Below are 19,770 nucleotides of genomic sequence, written 5' to 3' on the forward strand. Positions count from 1 at the left end.
CTCTGGTGCGGGGCGGGTGGTGTGGGTGAGGATGCGGTGGTCCTCGTCCCCGACGGGGCGGCCGGGCGCCAGGAGTGGGTGGCGGAGCGGTTCCGCGTCGTCCAGGCGAGGATCCGGCACGCCGCTACCGGCTTGTACCTGACGGCGGAGGGGGACCGTGCCGGGGCGGCGGTGGCGCTGCGCCCGAAGTTCCCGGACTCCGGCGAGGACAGGGCGTACTGGCGGCAGACGTGGCGGGCGTTCGTCCAGAGGGGGAACGGGCGCCTGCTCGCCGTCAACGACCTGTCCGGCTGCGTCCTCGGCCTGGGCGCCCCGGTCGGGGGCGGCCGTCCGCTGGTCCTCGAGACCACCGGGGCACCCAGGACACGACCTGCACGGCCTGGGCGCCCACCGTCGCCGCGGCGGCGGCCGAGCCCGAACGCGGCGCCGACCTGGCGCCGGGCACCGGACGGGTGCGGGTGACGGCGCGACTGTACGAGCGCCGCTCCCGGGTCATCGAGTTCATCCACGAGTCCTACCTCATCGAGGTCCCGGGCCGCACCCTGCCCGCCGGGCCCGTCCTGGAGTCCTTCGCGTTCGACGACTTCTCCCGCACCGCCTGGTACCGGCAGGAGCGGGAGGGCGACCTGACCGCCTACACCGAGGGATTCGAGGGCCCGGGGCGGGTCCGCAAGACCTTCCACCGGCTCGCCGGGGACCCGGGCCGCTACGTCGACGCCGACGAGGTCGACGTGCACTACGTCGAGCCCAAGGTCATCGCCCGCACCAACTTCCGCACCCCGCTCTTCATGCCCGTCGGCGGCAGCGACCAACTGCTGCGCACCAACCACCGGTACGACAACGGCCACCCCTTCTACGACCAGCCCGAGCGCCGCGAAGGCCACTACTACGCCAAACGCGACGGAGCGGGTACCGTCGACGCCTGGGACAAGAGCTGGATCGCCGACAAGGACACCACGCCCAAGGTGTTCCTCTCCTTCGACGGCGGCCGCCACTTCATCGACGCGCGCGACGTCACCTGGACATCCGACTGAGCCCCGCTCCGATGTCGGCACGCCCCCGGGCTGAGGGAACTGACGTAGGCGAAGGCCGCCTTACTCCTGTCATCCAAAGCAGTATGAAGCGGACCAACCCGGACCGGTTGACCGCCCCCACGCCCAGCCGTACGTTCGCGTCCCTGGCGTGGTCCACGGGGGACGCGCCCCATCGCGGGAACACAGGGGGACGCGATGCACTGGTATGTGGACGTACTGAAGAAGTACGCCGTCTTCAACGGGCGCGCGCGTCGCGCCGAGTACTGGATGTTCACGCTGATCAGCCTGATCGTCAGCCTGGTGCTGTTCGGCGTCGACATGATGCTCAGCATCTCGCCGGTCCTCGAGGCCCTCTACAGCGTGGCCGTGCTGCTTCCCGGCATCGCCGTCGGCGTCCGGCGCCTGCACGACACCGGCCGGTCGGGCTGGTGGCTGCTGCTCTTCCTGATCCCGTTGGTCGGCCTGATCATCCTGATCGTCATGCTCGCCAAGGACAGCGAGCCGCCCAACCAGTACGGGCCGAACCCCAAGGAAGTCTCGGCGGCACCGGCCTGGTGAGTTCACCTGTCCGCCGACGCGTCCGTGTCGAGCCGCGTCGGCGGCAGGAACTCCCGTACGTACGTCCGCTCCCAGCACGCGCCCGTCGCGCGCAGCTCGCGCCACGTCGTGCAGCGGTAGCGGTACAGCCGGGCCCGCACGTGGACCGGCGGCTGGTCGGGGAAGGGGCAGCGGCGCAGCAGCCGCAACGTGTCCCGGTCACCGGCAAGGAGCCGCTCGACCAGCGGACCGAACCATCCCTGGGCGTAGCCGGGCGAGAGCGCCGCGAACCACATCATCCAGTCGAGCCGCAGATGGTACGGAGCGAACTGGCGCGGCCACCGCCGTACGTCCCCCGGCTTGCCCTTGAACTCGTACTCCCGCCACGGTGAGTCCACCCGGGGCACCGGGTCCGACGTCCCCTCGATCACGACCTCGTGCCGCACCCGGCTGACGCTGCCGAACGCGCCGTAGGCGTTGACCAGATGCAGCGGGTCGAAGGAGTAGTTCATGATCTGCCGCCGGGAGAGCAGATTGCGGGCCGGGCGGTAGCTCAGGGCGAGGAGTCCCGCCGTCACGGCGATGACCAGGATCTCGTACCAGAGCGGGGGAGAGGCGAGGTCCGCGGGCGGGGCCGCGGCGTCACCGAACAGGCGCCGGAAGTCGACGGCGCTGAGGGCGAGCGCGATCGTCAGCCAGTTCAGCCAGGAGAAGTTGCCGGAGAGGACCAGCCACAGCTGGGTGGCGGCCATCAGGAGGGCGGCGCCCGTCGCGATCGGCTGCGGGGTGAACAGGAGGAAGGGCACGGCGAGTTGGGTGACGTGGTTGGCGGCCGCCTCCACGCGGTGCAGCGGCCGCGGCAGCCGGTGGAAGAACCAGCTCAGCGGCCCCGGCATCGGCTGGGTCTCGTGGTGGAAGTACAGACAGGTCAGCCTGCGCCAGCACGGGTCGCCGCGCATCTTGATCAGGCCCGCGCCGAACTCGACCCGGAACAGCACCCAGCGCAGCAGGAACAGCACGAGCACCGGCGGTCCGACGTCGTCCCCCGCCAGGAACACGGCGAGGAAACCGACCTCGAGGAGCAGCGACTCCCAGCCGAAGCCGTACCAGGTCTGCCCCACGTTCACGATGGACAGATACAGCACCCACGGCACCAGCCACAGCAGCATCGCGCCCCACAGCGGCAGCAGCCCGTCGGCCCCCGCGAGCAGCGCCACCGCCACCGCGCAGCCCGTCCAGGCCCACAGCGCGAAGAACCGGTCCGAGTAGTGGAAGTGGAAGACGCTCGGTGCCCGGCGGAACGGCACCCCCGCGACGAACCGGGGCACGGGCAGCATGCCGCGCTCGCCGATGAGCGCACGGAACTGCAGCGCGGCGCCCAGGAAGGCGACGAGATAGACCGCGGCCAGGACCCGCTGGAACACCAGACGACTCAGCCAGTAGGAGTCCGCCGTGAACCACTCCACTCCTCCATTGTGACGGGGAGTGAGGCCGGGCGCCGCTCAGCGGCTCCCGCAAGCCGGGGGCGCACTGCCGCCCGGCTCACCGGGGCGGCGCGACCAGCCCCGTCTCGTACGCGATGATCACGAGCTGCACCCGGTCGCGGGCTCCCAGCTTGGCCAGCAGACGCGTCACGTACGTCTTGGCGGTGGCGACGCTGATGTGCAGGCGCTCGGCGATCTCGGGGTTGGACAGGCCGCCGCCGACGAGGGTCAGGACCTCGCGTTCACGGTCCGTGATGCCCGCGACGTCCCGGGGCGGCGGGGTGGCCGCCGGACGCTCCGCGAACTCCTTGATCAGACGTCCGGTGACGCTCGGCGCGATCAGTCCGTCCCCGGCCGCGACGACCCGGACGGCGGCGAGGATCTCGTCGAGCGCCATGTCCTTCACGAGGAATCCGGAGGCGCCGGCGCGCAGCGCCCCGTAGACGTAATCGTCGTCGTCGAAGGTCGTCAGGACGACGATCCGGGTGGCGTCCGTGGCCTCGGTGATCAGACGGGTGGCCTCGATGCCGTCCATGCCGGGCATGCGGATGTCCATGACCACGACGTCGGGGCCGAGCTCCGCGGTGAGGTCGACCGCCTCGGCGCCGTTTCCGGCCTCGCCGACGACTTCGAGGTCGTCGGCCTCGGCGATGACCATCTGCAGCGCCGTGCGCACCAGCGGCTGGTCGTCGGCCAGCAGGACCCGGACGGTCATCGCGCGACCTCCGGAACGGGCAGCCGCGCAGCGACCCGGAAGCCGCCCTCGGGGCGCGGCAGCGCCGAGAACTCGCCGTGCAGCAGGCCGACCCGCTCGCGCATCCCGAGCAGGCCGTAGCCGGTGCCCGCGGCGGGGTCCGCACCGGCGCCGGTGCCGCTGTCGAGGACCTCGATGGCCAGGTCGCCCGCGCGCCTCTCGACCGTCACCCGGCAGGAGCGGGTGCCCGCGTGCCGGACCACGTTGGTGACCGCCTCCTGGATGATGCGGTACGCCGACACGTCGATCTCCGGCGGCACCGGCCGCAGCTCGCCGAGCCAGCGCACCTCGACGCGGACGCCCGCGGCCGTGGTGGTCCGCGCGAGCCGGTCCACGTCGGCGAGGCCGAGGCCCGGGTCGAGCGGGACCGTCTCCTTGGCCTTGCCCGGTTCCGCGGTGCGCAGCGCGCCGAGCATGCGGCGCAGGCCGGAGAGCGTCTCGCGGCTCGCCTTCTCGATCTCGCCGAGGGCGCCGCGGGCCCGCTCGGGCTGGGTGCCGATGACGCGGCGCGCCGCGCCGGACTGGAGGGCGATGATGCCGATGCTGTGCGCGACCATGTCGTGCAACTCGCGTGCGATGCGGAGCCGTTCGGCCGTGACGGCCTGGGCAGCGGACTGCTCGCGCAACTGCTCGGCGTGGCGGCGGCTCTGGTGCGCCGCGTCGCCTAGGAGCCAGGCGACCACGGCCGTCAGCGCGACGGTCAGCTCCGCCGACGTCCCGACGACCCAGCCGAAGGCCAGGCGCGCGAGCAGATATCCGATGAGCGTGCCGAGCGCCATGGCGAGCGCGGCCAGGCCGGTCCTGCGCGGCCGGGTCGAGGCGATGACGTACAGCGCGACATCGGCCGCGATGAACTGGAGCAGCGGGATCTCGGCCACGCTCAGCGTCGTCGACGCGCCCGCCGAGGCGAGCAGGATCAGGGCGAGACCGGACAGCGGGCTGCGGTGCAGACGGAGGCCGCCCGCGAGGGCGAGGAGCGTGGCCACGGCCAGCATCGCCATGCCGTCCCACCGGAAGAAGAGCACTCCCTGCTGCGCGGGCTCGGCCTCACCTGGGAGCCGGAACCGGAAGAGGAACGTCAGCGCCGACCCCACCCACCAGGCCAGCGCCGTCCACGTACTCGGCGGCACGCGTTTGAACGGGGGCTGCGCTGGTGTCACGGACATGTCGGCATCGTAATCGCCTGATCAGCGCCCGGAATCGGCCCACGGGTGTACAACCAGGGTCGACACCGGGCGGCCCGGATTGTCGGCGCCGGGCCGATGCCGAACGGCCCCCGCCCCCGGCACCGTTGACGCATGATCGAAGTCAAGGACCTGACCAAGCGCTACGGCGCGACGACGGCAGTCAAGGACCTCACCTTCACGGTGCGGCCGGGATACGTCACGGGCTTCCTCGGTCCGAACGGCGCCGGCAAGTCCACCACCCTGCGCATGATCCTCGGCCTGAACGAGCCCACGGGCGGCTCCGTCACCGTCGGCGGCCGCTCCTTCCGCGACCGGCCGCGCGGCCTGCGCCACGTGGGCGCGCTGCTCGACGCGGGAGACGTGCACGGCGGCCGCAGCGCCGCCGCGCACCTCGCCGTGCTCGCCCGCAGCAACCGCATCCCGCGCGGCCGGGTGGACGAGGTCCTCGCCGAGGTCGGGCTCGCGGGCGCTGCGGGGCGCCGCCGCATCGCGGGGTTCTCGCTCGGCATGCGCCAACGTCTCGGGATCGCCGCCGCGCTGCTCGGCGACCCGCCGGTGCTGCTCTTCGACGAGCCGCTCAACGGCCTCGACCCGGAGGGCGTGCTGTGGGTGCGCGGCCTGTTCCGGCGCCTGGCCGCCGAGGGCCGCACCGTCTTCGTGTCCAGCCATCTGATGTCCGAGATGGAGAACACGGCCGACGAGCTGATCGTCATCGGGCGCGGCGAGCTGATCGCGGCCGAGAGCCTCACGCGGTTCGCGGCCCGGGGCACCGGGGCGAACGTCACCGTGCGCACCCCGCGCGCCGCCGACCTGGCGGACGTCCTGACCGCCGAGGGCGCCGTGGTCCACCGGGACGGGCCGCTGCTCACCGTCACCGGCCTGGACGCGCCCCGCGTCGGTGACCTCGCCTGCCGGCACGCCCTGCCGCTGCACGAACTGGCCCCACGTTCGGCGTCCCTGGAGGAGGCCTTCATGGAACTCACCGCCGACAGCGTCGAATACCTCGCGGGAGAAACACGATGACTTCAGGGACCGTCTCAGGGACCGCCACCGGCACCGCCCCGTACGGGGCCGGGGCGAGCGCCGAGCCCGCCGCCCGCTTCCGTGACCTCCTCGCCGCGGAGTGGCTGAAGCTCTGGTCGCTGCGGTCCACGCCGTGGGCGTATCTGGTCACCGCGCTCGCCGTGATCGGCTTCAACGTGGGCCAGGCGTACGACACGTACCGCTACTGGACGGACGAGGCGGCGGGCGACGCGGACGAGTTCGTCCGCGACGGCATCCCCCTCGCCGAGGCCTTCACCTCCAACGCCGCCGTGATCCATCTCCTGGCGGCCGGAGCGATCGGCGCCGTGACGGTCGTGGGGGAGTACGGCACCGGGCTGATCCGGACGACGTTCGCGGCCGTGCCCGCCCGCCGTTCGGTGATGGCGGCCAAGGCCGCCGTGGTCGCGGCGGTGACCACCGTGTTCGGGCTGCTCGTCGCCTTCGTGTCCTTCTTCTCGACGCAGGCGATCCTGTCCGGCCGGGACATCGGGGTCTCCCTCGACCACCCCGGCGCCCTGCGCGTCGTTCTTGCCTCGGCGCTGCTCACCCCCGTCGCCGCGCTGACGGGCATGGCGCTCGGCACGCTCCTGCGCCACATGGGCAGCACCATGATCGCCAGTGTCATGACGCTCCTGGTGCTGCCCATGGTCGTCAGCCCCGACCGCTACTGGTCGGCCCTCATCGCGCACTCCCTGCCGTACCCGGCGTGGCGACGGCTGACCGAGCCCGGCGCACACTTCGGGCCGTACCCGTGGTCGGCGGGCGGGGCCTGGACCGTGTACGCGGCGTGGGCGCTGGCCGCTGTCGCGATCACCGTGTTCAGCGTGGACAGAAGGGACCAGTGAGGGGAGCCGGGAGCCGGCTCAGTTGGTGTTGAGCGTCAGGCCGTAGTACCGCAGCGTGTCGTCCAACGGCTGGAAGTAGGACGAGCCCTGGTCGTTCACCCCGCCGCAGGACTGGTTCGTCGGGCCGCCCGACGTCATGCCCTGGGCCTGGTTGCCCGCGATGTACGCGCCGCCGCTGTCGCCGCCCTCGACGCACACCGTGGACCGGCCGAGGCCCCTGACGACGGTGTCCGGGCCGCCGTTGCGGTCGGTGTAGGTGACGGTGACGTTGTACGCGTTGACCTTGCCGCAGGTCCAGCCGGTCGTCGAGCCGGACTTGCAGAGGCTCGCGCCGACCGCCGCGCGCTGGCTGCCGCGCACCGCGACCGAGGCGCCGTTGCCCCAGGTGCCGACCGACGTCGTGATCGAGGAGCCCGAGTCGACCGTCGCCAGACCCATGTCGACGCTGTCGCGGCCGAGCGCGAAGCGGGTCGTCGAGCCGGAGGCGAACTTCGAGCCGTCGAAGTAGAGGCCCGGGTTGCCGGTGACGCAGTGGCCGGCGGTGACGAGGTACTGCCGGCCCGAGGAGTTCTTCGCGCCGAAGCCGACCGAGCACCACGAGCCGGGGTTGTTGTTGATGTTCATCCGGCTGCCCGGGGCTACGGCCGCCTTCGGCTGGAGCTCGCGGTCGCTCTTGACGACGCGGACGGCCTTCCCGTGGCTGCGGGCCTCCTTGAGGAAGGCGCGCGCGGCCGGGGTGGCGGAGTCGGTCACGGTGACCTTGACGGTGTCGGAGGCCAGGTCGGCCTCCCAGGAGGCGACGCCGGTCGGGACCCGCTTCGCCGCCGAGGCGTCGAGTGCGGCGGTGATGCGCTTCAGTTCGGCCTCGCCCCGGCTCGGGATGCGGGCGGTCAGGCCGGTGGCCTTCACCTTCTTCGCCTCACGGGCGGCGCCGACGTTCACCGTCAGCGTGCCCTTCGCGTCGAAGAAGGCGCCGTCCGTCCGGACGCCGTCCTGGCGCAGCCGGTCGAGTCTCCGCTGCTGGTCGGCCTGTTCGTCGAGGTGTCGTACGGCGGCGGCGTCGCTCACGCCGAGGGTGTCGGCGAGGGCCTCGATCATCTGCGGCTCGTAGCGTGGCGTGGGGGGAGCGTCGGCTTGTGCGCCGGTGGCGCCGGTCGTGGCCACCAGGGCTGTCGCCGCGGCGGCGGCGAGTATGAAATGCCGAGCATGCGCCATGTGAATGCCTTTCAACTGAGTGGGGGATCACGGCAGTTCGATGCACCGGGGTGGGGTCATTCGGTGCACCGAACCGCCGTCGGCGCGGTATGCGGGATTTCCCGGACCGGGCCGTGGGCGAAACCCTCCCGTCGGTTCGGGCGGTCACACAAGGCATGGCGGGGCACGGGGTCTTAAGGCGAAAGACGTAAACACTTAATGCGCGGACCCGGGGAATGCGATGGTGCCTCAGAGCGACGCGGGCGCAACGATCGGTGCTCGTCCAGGGGTTGACGCGGGGGAAGAGCACCGCGGAAGCGGCGCTTCAGATATTGACGTAAGCGGCCTTGTCGGGGTTTGGTAGCGGGGCCGTGGGTCGTCATCTGTCATGCCGGGAGGCGGAATTCGTGACGGATACATCCGGGCTGTCGTCGAGCAAGCCGAACAACCTGGAAATCCCTACCGAATCGGCCTTTTCGGCTGCATGCCCCGCTCCGTTCGCCGTCGCCCTGCGCGAGGCGGTACGTCGGCGCGGGCTTCCCCTGGACCGTATCTGCGAGCGGCTGAACGCCCGCGGCATCCGACTGACCCCCGCGACCCTCAGCTACTGGCAGCGTGATCGCACCCGGCCCGAACGCTCCGACTCACTGCGCGCGGTGGTCGCCCTGGAGAGCATCCTCGACCTGCCGCCCGGCGGCCTCTCCGCGCTCCTGCCGCCCCAGCGCCCGCGCGGACGCCGGGTCGCCCGCACCGACGAGCACGCGACCCGCCGTCTCTACGGCCAGGAGTCCTGGCAGGAACAGGCGCTCGGGGACGCCTTCGCGGACTTCAACCGGGACATCGTCGTCCTCCTCACTCGCGAGGTCCTGCACCTCGACCGGCGCGGCTGCGTACGCCGCCTGATCGTGAATCACCTGGTCCGCGCCGTCGCCGACGGGCCGGAGCAGATGATGAACCTGCACTTTCTGGACGATCCCGACGGCGGGCTGCCCGAGGCGAACCTGCGCTGCGGGCAACTGGAGTCGCTGCGGCAGGACGCGGCCTCGGGCGGCGTGATGCTCCAGATCGGCTTCGGCCGTCCGCTGACCCTGGGCGAGACCATGGCCGTCGACTACGAGATCCGCACCGCCCCCTACGACAGCCCGACGGGGTTCCACGAGCGCGGCATACGCGGCAACCAGGACGCCTATCTGCTGCACGTGTACTTCCCCCACGACCGGCACCCGGCGCTCTGCCACTCGTACTACCGGGAGAACTCCGCCGCCAAGGAGCGCAAGGTGCGCCCCCTCGCCGTGGACACCTCCGGCACGGCCCATCTGTACGCCGCGCAGTGCAGGCAGGGCATCTACGGCATGCGCTGGCACTGGCCGGACGACAGCCCTTCGTAGTTCTCCCGTTCTCTCGTTCTCCTTGAGTTTTCTGTTCTCCCCGGCCTTTGAGTGCCGCGGTTTTCCGCCGTTCCCGGAGCCTCGCCCGCCCCGGCTCCGTTTGCGGGGCCCCGCTGCGCCCGCCAGACAATGAGGGACGAATGCCCCGGCAACAGGCGGGAGACCCCCCGTGCGCGCATCCACCAGAACGTGGGCGACGGCCCTCGGGATATCCGCGGCGCTGACCGTCGCGGGATGCTCCGGTTCGGACAGCGGTGGCCAGGAGAAGGAGCAGCGGGCCGACAGCGGCCGCGAGCTGTTCCTGCAACCCGTGGCCGCCCAGGGCCCGGACCCCTTCACGGACTCCACCGCGCGGGCCGCCGAGACCCCGCCCCCCGTCACCCGTTCGCCGCAACCGTCCCCCAGCGGCTCCTCCTCGCCGGCCGACCAGGGCCTGCGCTCCCTGGCGGGCGGCACCCCCGGCCTGTACGGCGGCACACAGCGGATCGCCAGCTGTGACGTCGGCCGCCAGATCCAGTACCTGACCGCCGAACCCGCGCGGGCCCGTGCCTTCGCCGGGGCCGTCGGCGTCGCGCAGGACCAGGTCCCCGCCTATCTGCGGGGCCTCACCCCCGTCGTCCTGCGCGCCGACACGCGCGTCACCAACCACGGCTACCGCGACGGGCGCGCCACCGCCTTCCAGTCCGTCCTCCAGGCCGGTACCGCCGTCCTCGTCGACGACCGCGGCCTGCCCCGGGTGCGCTGCGCGTGCGGCAACCCGCTGCGGCCGCCGGTCGCCTTCCGGCAGCAGCCGACCCACAGCGGACAGCAGTGGCAGGGCTACCGGCCGACCAAGGTCGTCGTGGTGACGCCCGCGCCCCGGCCGGTCACCGTCATCGTCATCGTGAACATCGTCAACAACACCTGGATCGAACGGCGGACCGGCGACGAGCACGGCAGGGACGACCGGCCCGTGCCGCCCCCGAAGCCCTCGCCCACGGATCCCACCGATCCCACCGATCCCACGGACTCCACGGACCCCTCGGACTCCACCGATCCCTCGGATTCCACCGATCCGACGGACCCCACCGACTCCGGCGACCCGGACGGGACCCGTGACCCCGACCAGCTCCAGGACCCGTCCGACGGCACGGACCCCTCCGATCCCTCCGACCGCTCCGACAGCACTGACCCATCGGACGCCACGGACCCGGGCGACCCCTCAGACCCCACAGACCCGTCCGACCGCGTCCCCGGCCCCACCACGCCCGACGCGGACGGCACCTCGCCCGACTGCCCCACGCCGGGCACGGGCGACCCCTTCGGCGGTCCCCAGACCCCGCTCCCGCCCGGCTGCCCCTCACCGCCGACCGGCGCGCGCGGCCGCTGACGGGCGGGCGTGCGTGGGCCGCGCCGCAGGTCGGCGGCCGTCCACATGCGGCCGTCCGAGGGTCGGCCTAGCGTTGGCCCATGGACGCGGGCACGGGAGGTGTCGAGGCGGCGGTGCGGCGCTGCGGCGGCTCCGCATCCCCTGCCGCCGGTGACACCGATGCCACCGGTGCCGCCGGTGTCACCTGCTGCTTCCTCGACACCTACGGTGCCGGGCTCGGGATGGGCAGCTTCGAGTGGGACCTCAGGAGCGGCGAACTGCTCCTGGACGACGAGGGCCTCGCCCTGTTCGACCTGCGGCGTGACGAGTTCGACAACCGGCCGCAGAGCCTCGCCGTGCGGGTGCCGCCGGGGGAGGCCCACCGCCTGGACGTCCAGGTGTCGCAGGCCATCAAGAACGGCGACTGCGGCTACGGCGCGTACTTCCGGGTGCGCCTTCGCGACGGCAGCCTGCACTGGCGGCACACCCAGGGCCACGTCCTGCGCGACGGCTCCGAGCGCCCGCAGCGCATCGTGGGCATCCTGCGCGACGCCACCCGGGAGCTGAGCGACAGCACCGCGCACCGCGAGCGCGTGGAGGCGGAGGCGGACCGGCGCCGCCGTACCAGCGTCGTCCAGGGCACCACGGCGGCGCTCGCCCACGCCCGGACCGTCGCCGACGTCATCGACGTGCTGAGCGACGCCCAGGGCCTCGCGCACCTCGGCGCCTCGCACCTGGTGATGGGCCTGGTCGAGGCCGGCCGGATCCGGCTCGTCGCGGAGGGCCCGCCGGAGGGCTATGTGCCCGGCACCCGCCTCACCCGCGTCGACGAGGCCTACCCCATGAGCGAGGCCGTGCGCACGCTCTCGCCGCGCTACATCGAGACGCCGGAGGAGTTCGCCGCCTCGTACCCGCTGCTCTGGCCGCACATCGAGCACCTCGGGATCGCCTCGGCCGCCTATCTGCCGCTGATCGCCCAGGCCAAGCCGCTCGGCGTGCTCGGTCTGCTCTACCAGGACCGCACCGGCTTCACCCAGGAGGAACGCACCGTCCTGGTGGCGCTCGGCAGCAGCATCGCGCAGAGCCTGCAGCGGGCCATGTTCTACGAGCAGGAGAAGGACCTCGCCCAGGGCCTCCAGCAGGCGATGCTGCCCCGCTCCATCCCCGGCGTGCCCGGCGCCGACATCGCGGTGCGCTACCGCAGCGCGGCGGTCGGCCGGGACATCGGCGGCGACTGGTACGACGTCATCCCGCTGCCCGGCGGCCGCGTCGGCGCCGTCATCGGCGACGTCCAGGGCCATGACACGCACGCCGCCGCCGTCATGGGCCAACTGCGCATCGTGCTGCGCGCGTACGCCGCCGAGGGCCACACCCCCGCCACCGTCATGGCCCGCGCCTCCGGCTTCCTGCACGAACTCGACACCGAGCGCTTCGCCACCTGCCTGTACGCGGAGGCCGACCTCAGCACCGGCGTGGTGCAGCTCGTCCGCGCCGGACACATCGACCCGCTCCTCCGCCTGACCGACGGCACCTGCCGCCGGGTGCCGGTCGAGGGCGGCCTGCCGCTCGGCCTTTCCGCCGAGTTCGGGCGCCTCGACTACCCCGTCACCACCCTCGAACTCGACCCCGACCAGATGCTGTTGCTCTACACCGACGGCCTCGTCGAGGAGCCCGGCGCCGACCTCGACGACGGCACCCAGGCGCTCGCCGAGATGGTCTCCGTCGGCCCCGGCGACCTGGAGGAACTGGCCGACCTGCTGTGCGGGCGGGTGGACGACGGCCGGGGCGACGACGACGCCGCGCTGCTCCTGATGCGCCGCCGCGTGATGGACGCGCCGCGCTCCGGCGGCCGCCTCCAGCAGCACGTCGCGCCGAACGACCCGGAGGCCCTCGCGGAGGCGCGGCACATGATCCGGGCCGCGGTGCGCGCGTGGGGCGCGCGGGACCGGGCCGACGAGATCGAGCTGGCCGCCGACGAGCTGATCACCAACGCCCTCATGCACACCGAGGGCACCGCCATCGTCACCCTGCGGGTGGTGTCCGGCGCCGACCGGCGCCTGCGCGTCGACGTCGAGGACTCCTCCAGCGCGCTGCCCCGGCTGCGTGCGGCCTCCGACGACGGCGTGTCCGGGCGCGGGCTGCTGCTCGTGGACCGGCTCGCGGACGTGTGGGGTGTGGACTCGCGGGGTGTCGGGAAGTGCGTGTGGTGCGAGTTCATCGTGCCCACGCGCGACGGGACGGGTGAGGGGTGAGGCGGTCGTGCCGGAACTGCCGGAGGTCGAGGCACTGCGGGACTTTCTCGCCGGGGAGCTGACGGGGCGTGAGATCGTCCGGGTCCTTCCCGTGGCCATCAGCGTCCTGAAGACGTACGACCCGCCGGTGACCGCGCTCGAAGGCCGCGAGGTGACGGGCGTCGCCCGGTACGGGAAGTTCCTCGCCGTCGACGCGGGCGGGCTGTGGCTCGTCACTCATCTCGCCCGCGCGGGCTGGCTCCAGTGGAAGGACCCGCTGCCGAGCGGCGTGCCGCGGCCCGGCAAGGGGCCGCTGGCGCTGCGCGTGGCGCTCGCGACCGGCGCGGGCTTCGACCTCACGGAGGCCGGCACGCAAAAGCGCCTCGCCGTCCACGTCACCGACGACCCCGCCGCGCTGCCCGGCATCGCCCGCCTCGGCCCCGACCCGCTGGCCGCCGACTTCACACGGGAGCGGTTCGCGGGGCTCCTCGACGGTGAACGGCGCCGCATCAAGGGCGCGTTGCGCGACCAGAGCCTGATCGCGGGCATCGGCAACGCCTACAGCGACGAGATCCTGCACGCCGCCCGCATGTCGCCGTACAAGCCCGCGGGCAGCCTGTCCGAGGAGGAGACACAGCGGCTGTACGAGGCCTTGCGGGCGACCTTGGACGAGGCGGTGACGCGCTCGCGCGGGCTCGCCGCGGCGCGGCTGAAGTCCGAGAAGAAGTCCGGGCTCCGCGTGCACGGGCGGGCGGGACTGCCCTGCCCCGTCTGCGGCGACACCATCCGCGAGGTGTCCTTCGCGGACTCCGCACTCCAGTACTGCCCCACCTGCCAGACCGGCGGCAAGCCCCTGGCCGACCGCCGCATGTCGCGACTGCTGAAGTAGCCCGACTGCTGAAGCAGCCCGCCGATCGGGGCCCGTCGCACCGGCCGCGCCGTCCGCCGCCGGTGCGCGAGCGGGCAACCCCGCTCCCCTGTGCCGGGGTTGCCCACGGCTAACGCGGCCGCAGAGTGAGCAGCCGCTCTCCTCCCGCCTCCCGGACCTCGAACCGGTCGATCCGCTCCGGCGGCAGCCCGGTGCCGCCCCGGGTCTCCCACTCCCGCTCCGCGGCCCGCCCGGACTCCGCGGGACCCGGCGCCCGCCATGTCGTCACGACCTCCCGCGACCCGTCGTCCCCGACGGCGACCAGCTCGCACACCCGGTGGCCCACGCCCTCGTCCCGCACCTGGATCCCGACCTCCGTGCCCCACGCCCGCTCCCGCGCGGTGAGCACGGCCGCCATCCCGCTGCGCCCGTCGTGCGCCGCGACCCGGACCGCCCCGTCGCCCCCGCCCGCGCTCAGGACCGCCGCCGCGGGTCCGACGACGGCGAGCACCACGCCCGCGGCGGCGGCGCCGAGCCATCGTCGACGGCGGGCCCGGCGGACGCGCCCGGTCTCGTCGACGAGGCGGTCGAGCAGGCGGGGTCCTGGCCCGGCGGCCGGATCGAAGACGTACGCGACGGAGCTGCCGTGGGTCTTCAACAGCCGTGCGGGAGCGGCGAGTTCGGAGACCCGCTCCCGGCAGGGGACGCACTCCGTGAGGTGGTCCTCGAAGCGGAAGGCGTCCGCCTTGTCCAGGACGCCGAGCGCGTAGGCTCCGGCGTCACGATGCCGCTCCAGGGACCTCATGGCGTTCCTTGTCGGTGAGGGTGCTTCTTGCCCTCCCGTACGCAATCGGCCACCGAAACACTCAAGGGCCGACGAGATCGAACCGGATGCCGAAAGGGGGCCGCCGGAAGGCCCTTCAGAAGAGCTGGATGGCGAGGTGCCCGAGCGGCAGGCCGAGCCGCCAGGCGGGGGTCCACACCTTGGGTCCTTCGTCCTCGCCGAAGGCCGACCCGCCGCCGGGCACCGCGTCCAGGTCGGGGGCGAGGAGTTCGGTCTCCTCCAGCCAGCGCCAGGCCGCCTCGGCGAGCACGAGGTCGGGCGCGGGGCCGCGCGCGGCCATCGCGTCGGCGACGACGCCGTCCATGCGCTCGCGGACCCACTCCTGCCAGTGCTCGTCGTGTGCCGTCAGGGAGAGCCAGGCGTCCAGCTGCGAGACCACACGGATGCAGGACAGCTCGCCGCGTGTGTCCGACAGGAAGATGGTGAGCGCGAGCGCGTCACGGCCGGCCCGGTACTCGAAGGACGTGGGCGGCATCAGGTCGCCGGTGCGCAACAACTCGTCCGCGATGTACTCGGCGTACAGCCAGGCCATCGGGACCGTCAGCTCGTCGCCGCCGGGGCCCTGGGTGCCGTCCGTGCTCTCGTGCAGCATCACGCTCCGCCTTCCTGTGCTCCGTGTACGCGTCACCGGCTTCAGGCCCCCCGACCCGGAACACGGATGAGGACAGCCGATTACCCAACGGGGGTGCTGAGCAAGGCGCTTTACGGAGCCTTGACCTTAGGCCCGGTTTCGCCGCAGGTCGGGGCCGCTGTGTTCTTCGGGTCACATCACTCTCGGTTTAAGTCCGTTTCGGTGAATTGCACGGCATTGCTCCTTGACTCACCCTTATATCCGTATGTGGATCTGTTTTACATAAAAACGCCTCATACGGAAGTCCGGTCGATGACACAGCGCACACGCCCCGCCCGGCCCGGCAGCCTCACGCTGAGCGACAGTCGCAGCCGAACCACCCGGCGCACCCGCCGTACCCGCCAGGCACTGGCCGTCCTTGCGGCCGCCCTCCTAGGCGCCACGGCGGCCTGCGCCGCGCAGCAGCCGTCCGGTGAGCGCGAGAAGGAGCAGCGGCGGGCGCCCGCGCCCCGGCACCCGGCGCCCGCGCCGTCCGCGGCGGGTGGCGGCGCGGGTGACGCGCGGACGTTCACCCTCGTCGCGTCCGGCGACGTCCTGCCGCACGCCTCGATCATCCGCAAGGCGAACGCCGACGCGGGCGGCGACGGCTACGACTTCGGGCCGATGCTCGCGGGCGCGCGCTCCGTGGTCGCCAAGGCGGACCTGGCGATCTGTCACATGGAGACGGTGTACGGCGCGAACGGCGACTACACCGGCTATCCCTCCTTCAAGTCGCCCCCGCAGGTCGCCACCGCGCTCCGGGCCACCGGCTACGACTCCTGCTCCACCGCGTCCAACCACACACTCGACGACGGCGCGGACGGCATCCACCGCACCCTGGCCGCCCTCGACCGGGCGGGCGTCAAGCACGCGGGCTCGGGCCGCACCGCCATCGAGGGCCGGTCCCCGGCGTGGCTGCGCGCGGGCGCGGCGAAGGTCGCCCAGCTCTCGTACACGTACGGCACCAACGGCATCCCGCTGCCCAAGGGCAAGCCCTGGTCGGTCAACCTCATCGACCGGGACCGCATCCTGGCCGACGCCCGCGCCGCCCGGAAGGCGGGCGCCGACGTGGTGGTCGTCTCGCTGCACTGGGGCAGCGAGTGGCAGGACGCCCCGGACCGCCAACAGCTGAGTCTCGGCAAGCAGTTGACGTCCGCGCGCACCGCGGGTCGCCCGGACGTCGACCTGATCATCGGCACCCACGCGCACGTCCCGCAGGCCTACGAGAAGGTCAACGGGACCTGGATCGTCTACGGCATGGGCGACCAGATCGCCGGCGACATGATCAACCACGCGGGCGCCCAGGACCCGCGCGGCAACCAGGGCACCGCGGGCCGCTTCACCTTCGCCGCCCCCGAACGCCCCGGCGACCGCTGGCAGGTGCGCAAGGCCGAGTTCGTGCCCTTCTGGTTCGACACGGACGCGGGCCGTGTCGTCAACCTCAACGCGGCCCTCGCCCGCGGCGCGGACGTCACCTACGTCCGCGACCGCATCCGCCGCGTCACCCTGAGCCGGGGGGCCGCCGAGGACGGCCTGGTGATGGGCCGTTAGGCGGCGCGCCTACGCGTCGGCGGGGGCCTGGCGCGCCACGCGGTAGCGGAGATAGACCACGCCGGAGCCGAACGTGCGGGTCTCGGCGAGTTCCAGGTCCACATGCCGCTCGTGCCGGGGGAAGTACGGGATGCCGCCGCCGACGAGCACCGGGTGGACCATGGTCCGGTACTCGTCGATCAGATCCGCCGCGGCCGCCTCCGCGGCGAGGGTCGCGCCGCCGATCGCGATCTCGCCCTCGCCCGGTTCGGCCCGCAGCCGTTCGATCTCCTCCGCCACGCTGCCGGAGGCGAGGCGCGCCTGGCCCCGCACCGCCGACAGCGTGGTGGAGAACACGACTTTGGGCAGCGGATTCCAGAGGGCCGTCCACTCGCGCCCCGCCTCGTCGAGCGAGGGGTCCTGGTCGGCGGTCTCCCAGTACAGCATCGTCTCGTACAGCCGTCGTCCCATCAGGTGGGTGCCGACCTTCCGGATGTCGTCGATCCAGAAGCGAAAGACCTCCGGATCGGGCTCCGTCCAGTCGAAGCCGCCGTCCGGCCCGACGATGTAGCCGTCGAGCGAGACACCCATCGAATAGGTCACGCTGCGCATCAGATGCCCTCCTCGGCAACGGGTCCGACGGCTACGGGGTCTTCTTCTCCGCCGTCCCCGGCTCCGTCCGTGCCAGCTCGGACTTGCGGTACGAGTACGCGAAGTACACCACGAGCCCCAAGGCGAACCACACGGCGAAGCGGACCCAGGTCTGCCACTCCAGGAACGTGATGAGCCAGATCGAGAAGACGACGCCGATCGCGGGCACCACCGGCATGCCGGGGCAGCGGAACGTGCGCGGCAGGTCGGGCTGCTTGTAGCGCAGCACGATCACCGCGATGCACACCACGACGAACGCCAGCAGGATGCCGATGTTGGTGAGCTCGGCGGCCTCGCCGATCGGCAGGAACCCGGCGATGGCGGCGGACGCGAACCCCACGATCCAGGTGACGCGCGTCGGCACGTGGCGAGTCTCGCTGGTCTTCGCGAACCACTTGGGCAGCAGGCCGTCGCGGCTCATCGAGAACCACACGCGCGTGCAGCCCAGCATGAACGTGAACATCACGGTGAGGATGCCGATGATCGCGCCGACGGCGATGACGTCCGCGAGCCCGCCGAGGCCCGCCGCCTTGAAGGCGGAGGAGAAGCCGCTCTCGGGGTCGATGTCCTTGTAGTCCTGCATGCCGGTGAGGACCAGGCAGGCGAGGACGTACAGGACCATCGAGATGCCGAGCGAGTACAGGATCGCCTTCGGCATGTGGCGCTGCGCGTCCTTGGACTCCTCGGCCGCGGTGGACATGGCGTCGTATCCGAAGACCGCGAAGAACACCGTGGCCGCGCCCGTGAACGCGCCGCTGACGCCGAACGGGAAGAACGGCGAGTAGTTGCCCGTCTCGATGTGGAAGAAGCCGACGCCGATGACGAGGAGGACGACGAGGACCTTCAGGACGACGACGACCATCTCGAAGCGCGCCGCGTTCTTGATGCCGAGCGTGAGCATGTACGCGATGAACAGACAGAGCACGGCGGCGAACAGGTCGACCTTGTGACCGTCGCCGGTGCCGGGCGCGCCCAGCATCCAGGTGGGCAGCTCCGCGCCCATCTCGTTCAGGAGGAAGTTGAAGTAGCCGGAGATGCCGATCGCGACCACCGCGACGATCGCCGTGTACTCCAGGATCAGGTCCCAGCCGATGAACCAGCCGACCAGCTCGCCGAGGACCGCGTAGCCGTAGGTGTACGCGGAGCCCGCCTTCGGGATGAGCCCCGCGAACTCCGCGTAGGAGAACGCGGCCGCGGCGCTCGCCACGCCCGCGATCAGGAACGAGATGAGGACCGCGGGGCCCGCCTTCTCGTTGGCGACGGTGCCCGCGAGCGTGAAGATGCCCGCCCCGATGATGCCGCCCACACCGATCGCGGTGAGCTGCCAGAGGCCGAGCGTGCGGGTGAGCTGCGCGCCCGCGCCGCCCGTCTCGGTGTCCTCGATGCGGTCGATGGGCTTGCGGCGCAGGACGCCCTGCCCCGGTCGTAGTCCGGCCATGAGCCTCACCTCTTCGCTGGCGGCGTTCGGCTGATGGCCGATCATGATGGCGCAGCGGTCCGGGGCGGGGAAGGCGCCACGCACCCGCCGGGCGGGCGGGCGCGCGCCGGGGACGAGGTTCGCCCGGTCGGCCTACGGAGGCCTCCTGAGGTGTCCCGGGGCAGGCGCTACGGCACCACGGTGACCGGCCAGCGCCCCGCCTTCACCAGGCGCACCGCGACCGATCCGACGATGCGGTGTCCCGCCTGTTCGGACGCGCCGACCACGACGGCGTCCGCCTTGAGCTCGTCGGAGGCGGTGACCAGGCCGTTGTAGGGGTCGCCGCGGAAGGTGTGGAACTCCCAGCGCACGTCGAATATCCCCTTCACCCGCTCCGTGGCGTCGCGGATCTCGGCGATCAGGTTCTCCGCGATCGCCTCGGTGGTGTCCGCGACGGGTGCGCCGAGCGCCGCGCCCGCGGCCATGACGGGCTGGACGTAGACGACGGCGAGCAGGGCCCGCTGCCTTCTGGCCAGGCCTCCGGCATATGCCGCAGCGCGTAGGGAGGAGTCCGATCCGTCGACACCGACGACGATCACCTTCGGCCCGTCGGTGCCGCGTTCGAACCGGTGTGCCTGTTCAGGGGCGTCTTCCGTCACTCTCCGAGGCTAGCCCAGGTTCCTGGGCATGCGGGCCCGGGGGTGCGAGGGCCCCGTAAGGGGCGCGGGGAACTGCGCGCTCAGCGCGCGACATGCCGCAGACGCGTCTGCCGCATGACGATGCAGACGCGTCTGCGGCTCTTCT

General features: G+C 72.4%; 18 protein-coding genes and 1 pseudogene. 10 read left to right on the forward strand and 9 right to left on the reverse strand.

Annotation, left to right across the window (positions count from 1 at the left end):
- Nucleotides 1-21 precede the first annotated feature (21 nt).
- The 3 genes from ACFVHO_RS38300 to ACFVHO_RS38310 all read left to right on the forward strand — a co-directional run bounded on the left by ACFVHO_RS38300 (nucleotide 22) and on the right by ACFVHO_RS38310 (nucleotide 1,592).
- Nucleotides 22-462, forward strand: coding sequence for a hypothetical protein (locus tag ACFVHO_RS38300; RefSeq protein ID WP_385725142.1), 441 nt, complete (start codon nucleotides 22-24; stop codon nucleotides 460-462).
- Nucleotides 459-1,034 carry a hypothetical protein gene (locus tag ACFVHO_RS38305; RefSeq protein ID WP_385725143.1) on the forward strand — a complete coding sequence of 192 codons (576 nt, stop codon included), beginning with the start codon at nucleotides 459-461 and terminating at the stop codon, nucleotides 1,032-1,034. The genes ACFVHO_RS38300 and ACFVHO_RS38305 overlap by 4 nt, the downstream gene beginning before the upstream one ends.
- 195 nt (nucleotides 1,035-1,229) lie before the next feature.
- Nucleotides 1,230-1,592: a DUF805 domain-containing protein gene (locus ACFVHO_RS38310; RefSeq protein ID WP_385725144.1), complete on the forward strand. Its 363-nt coding sequence runs from the start codon at nucleotides 1,230-1,232 to the stop codon at nucleotides 1,590-1,592.
- A gap of 2 nt (nucleotides 1,593-1,594) precedes the next feature.
- Here the strand turns inward: ACFVHO_RS38310 and ACFVHO_RS38315 are convergent, their stop codons facing one another.
- The 3 genes from ACFVHO_RS38315 to ACFVHO_RS38325 all read right to left on the reverse strand — a co-directional run bounded on the left by ACFVHO_RS38315 (nucleotide 1,595) and on the right by ACFVHO_RS38325 (nucleotide 4,975).
- Nucleotides 1,595-3,037, reverse strand: a complete 1,443-nt coding sequence (locus ACFVHO_RS38315) for a lipase maturation factor family protein (RefSeq protein ID WP_385725145.1) — start codon at nucleotides 3,035-3,037, stop codon at nucleotides 1,595-1,597.
- Between the two features lie 76 nt (nucleotides 3,038-3,113).
- Nucleotides 3,114-3,770: a response regulator gene (locus ACFVHO_RS38320; protein WP_385725146.1), complete on the reverse strand. Its 657-nt coding sequence runs from the start codon at nucleotides 3,768-3,770 to the stop codon at nucleotides 3,114-3,116.
- Nucleotides 3,767-4,975 carry a sensor histidine kinase gene (locus ACFVHO_RS38325; protein ID WP_385725147.1) on the reverse strand — a complete coding sequence of 403 codons (1,209 nt, stop codon included), beginning with the start codon at nucleotides 4,973-4,975 and terminating at the stop codon, nucleotides 3,767-3,769. Before ACFVHO_RS38325 ends, ACFVHO_RS38320 begins: the two co-directional genes overlap by 4 nt.
- A gap of 132 nt (nucleotides 4,976-5,107) precedes the next feature.
- On the opposite strand from ACFVHO_RS38325, the gene ACFVHO_RS38330 reads away from it, so the two are divergent.
- Both ACFVHO_RS38330 and ACFVHO_RS38335 read left to right on the forward strand, forming a co-directional pair.
- Entirely contained in the window at nucleotides 5,108-6,019 is a 912-nt protein-coding gene (locus tag ACFVHO_RS38330) for an ABC transporter ATP-binding protein (RefSeq protein ID WP_385725148.1), read from the forward strand.
- Nucleotides 6,016-6,885 carry an ABC transporter permease gene (locus ACFVHO_RS38335; protein ID WP_385725149.1) on the forward strand — a complete coding sequence of 290 codons (870 nt, stop codon included), beginning with the start codon at nucleotides 6,016-6,018 and terminating at the stop codon, nucleotides 6,883-6,885. The genes ACFVHO_RS38330 and ACFVHO_RS38335 overlap by 4 nt, the downstream gene beginning before the upstream one ends.
- A gap of 18 nt (nucleotides 6,886-6,903) precedes the next feature.
- Here ACFVHO_RS38335 and ACFVHO_RS38340 read toward each other — a convergent pair whose 3' ends face one another.
- Complete coding sequence (locus tag ACFVHO_RS38340; RefSeq protein WP_385725150.1) at nucleotides 6,904-8,100, reverse strand: S1 family peptidase; 1,197 nt, start codon at nucleotides 8,098-8,100, stop codon at nucleotides 6,904-6,906.
- Nucleotides 8,101-8,486: 386 nt separating this feature from the next.
- Between ACFVHO_RS38340 and ACFVHO_RS38345 the strand changes: the two genes are divergently transcribed.
- The 4 genes from ACFVHO_RS38345 (at nucleotide 8,487) to ACFVHO_RS38360 (ending at nucleotide 13,935) form a co-directional block, all read left to right on the forward strand.
- A complete protein-coding gene (locus ACFVHO_RS38345) occupies nucleotides 8,487-9,467 on the forward strand; it encodes a hypothetical protein (RefSeq protein WP_385725151.1) in 981 nt (326 codons plus the stop codon).
- 169 nt (nucleotides 9,468-9,636) lie between these two features.
- Entirely contained in the window at nucleotides 9,637-10,836 is a 1,200-nt protein-coding gene (locus ACFVHO_RS38350) for a DUF6777 domain-containing protein (protein ID WP_385725152.1), read from the forward strand.
- Nucleotides 10,837-10,916: 80 nt separating this feature from the next.
- Nucleotides 10,917-13,067, forward strand: coding sequence for a SpoIIE family protein phosphatase (locus ACFVHO_RS38355; protein ID WP_385725153.1), 2,151 nt, complete (start codon nucleotides 10,917-10,919; stop codon nucleotides 13,065-13,067).
- Nucleotides 13,068-13,074: 7 nt separating this feature from the next.
- Nucleotides 13,075-13,935, forward strand: coding sequence for an Fpg/Nei family DNA glycosylase (locus ACFVHO_RS38360; RefSeq protein WP_385725154.1), 861 nt, complete (start codon nucleotides 13,075-13,077; stop codon nucleotides 13,933-13,935).
- Between the two features lie 685 nt (nucleotides 13,936-14,620).
- On the opposite strand, the pseudogene ACFVHO_RS38365 reads toward ACFVHO_RS38360, so the two are convergent.
- A pseudogene (locus tag ACFVHO_RS38365) lies at nucleotides 14,621-14,719 on the reverse strand (hypothetical protein); the annotation flags it as partial.
- A gap of 115 nt (nucleotides 14,720-14,834) precedes the next feature.
- Nucleotides 14,835-15,350: a hypothetical protein gene (locus tag ACFVHO_RS38370; RefSeq protein WP_385725155.1), complete on the reverse strand. Its 516-nt coding sequence runs from the start codon at nucleotides 15,348-15,350 to the stop codon at nucleotides 14,835-14,837.
- A 291-nt stretch (nucleotides 15,351-15,641) separates the two neighbouring features.
- Here ACFVHO_RS38370 and ACFVHO_RS38375 point away from each other — a divergent pair, with 291 nt between their 5' ends.
- A complete protein-coding gene (locus ACFVHO_RS38375) occupies nucleotides 15,642-16,919 on the forward strand; it encodes a CapA family protein (RefSeq protein WP_385725156.1) in 1,278 nt (425 codons plus the stop codon).
- A 9-nt stretch (nucleotides 16,920-16,928) separates the two neighbouring features.
- On the opposite strand, the gene ACFVHO_RS38380 is transcribed toward ACFVHO_RS38375, so the two are convergent.
- The 3 genes from ACFVHO_RS38380 to ACFVHO_RS38390 form a co-directional block, all read right to left on the reverse strand.
- Nucleotides 16,929-17,510 carry a dihydrofolate reductase family protein gene (locus ACFVHO_RS38380; RefSeq protein WP_385725157.1) on the reverse strand — a complete coding sequence of 194 codons (582 nt, stop codon included), beginning with the start codon at nucleotides 17,508-17,510 and terminating at the stop codon, nucleotides 16,929-16,931.
- Between the two features lie 31 nt (nucleotides 17,511-17,541).
- Nucleotides 17,542-18,987: an amino acid permease gene (locus ACFVHO_RS38385; protein ID WP_385725158.1), complete on the reverse strand. Its 1,446-nt coding sequence runs from the start codon at nucleotides 18,985-18,987 to the stop codon at nucleotides 17,542-17,544.
- Nucleotides 18,988-19,154: 167 nt separating this feature from the next.
- Complete coding sequence (locus tag ACFVHO_RS38390; RefSeq protein WP_385725159.1) at nucleotides 19,155-19,625, reverse strand: universal stress protein; 471 nt, start codon at nucleotides 19,623-19,625, stop codon at nucleotides 19,155-19,157.
- Nucleotides 19,626-19,770 lie beyond the last annotated feature (145 nt).

The sequence above is a fragment of the Streptomyces sp. NPDC127108 genome (assembly GCF_042677545.1).
In the GTDB taxonomy this organism is placed as follows: domain Bacteria; phylum Actinomycetota; class Actinomycetes; order Streptomycetales; family Streptomycetaceae; genus Streptomyces.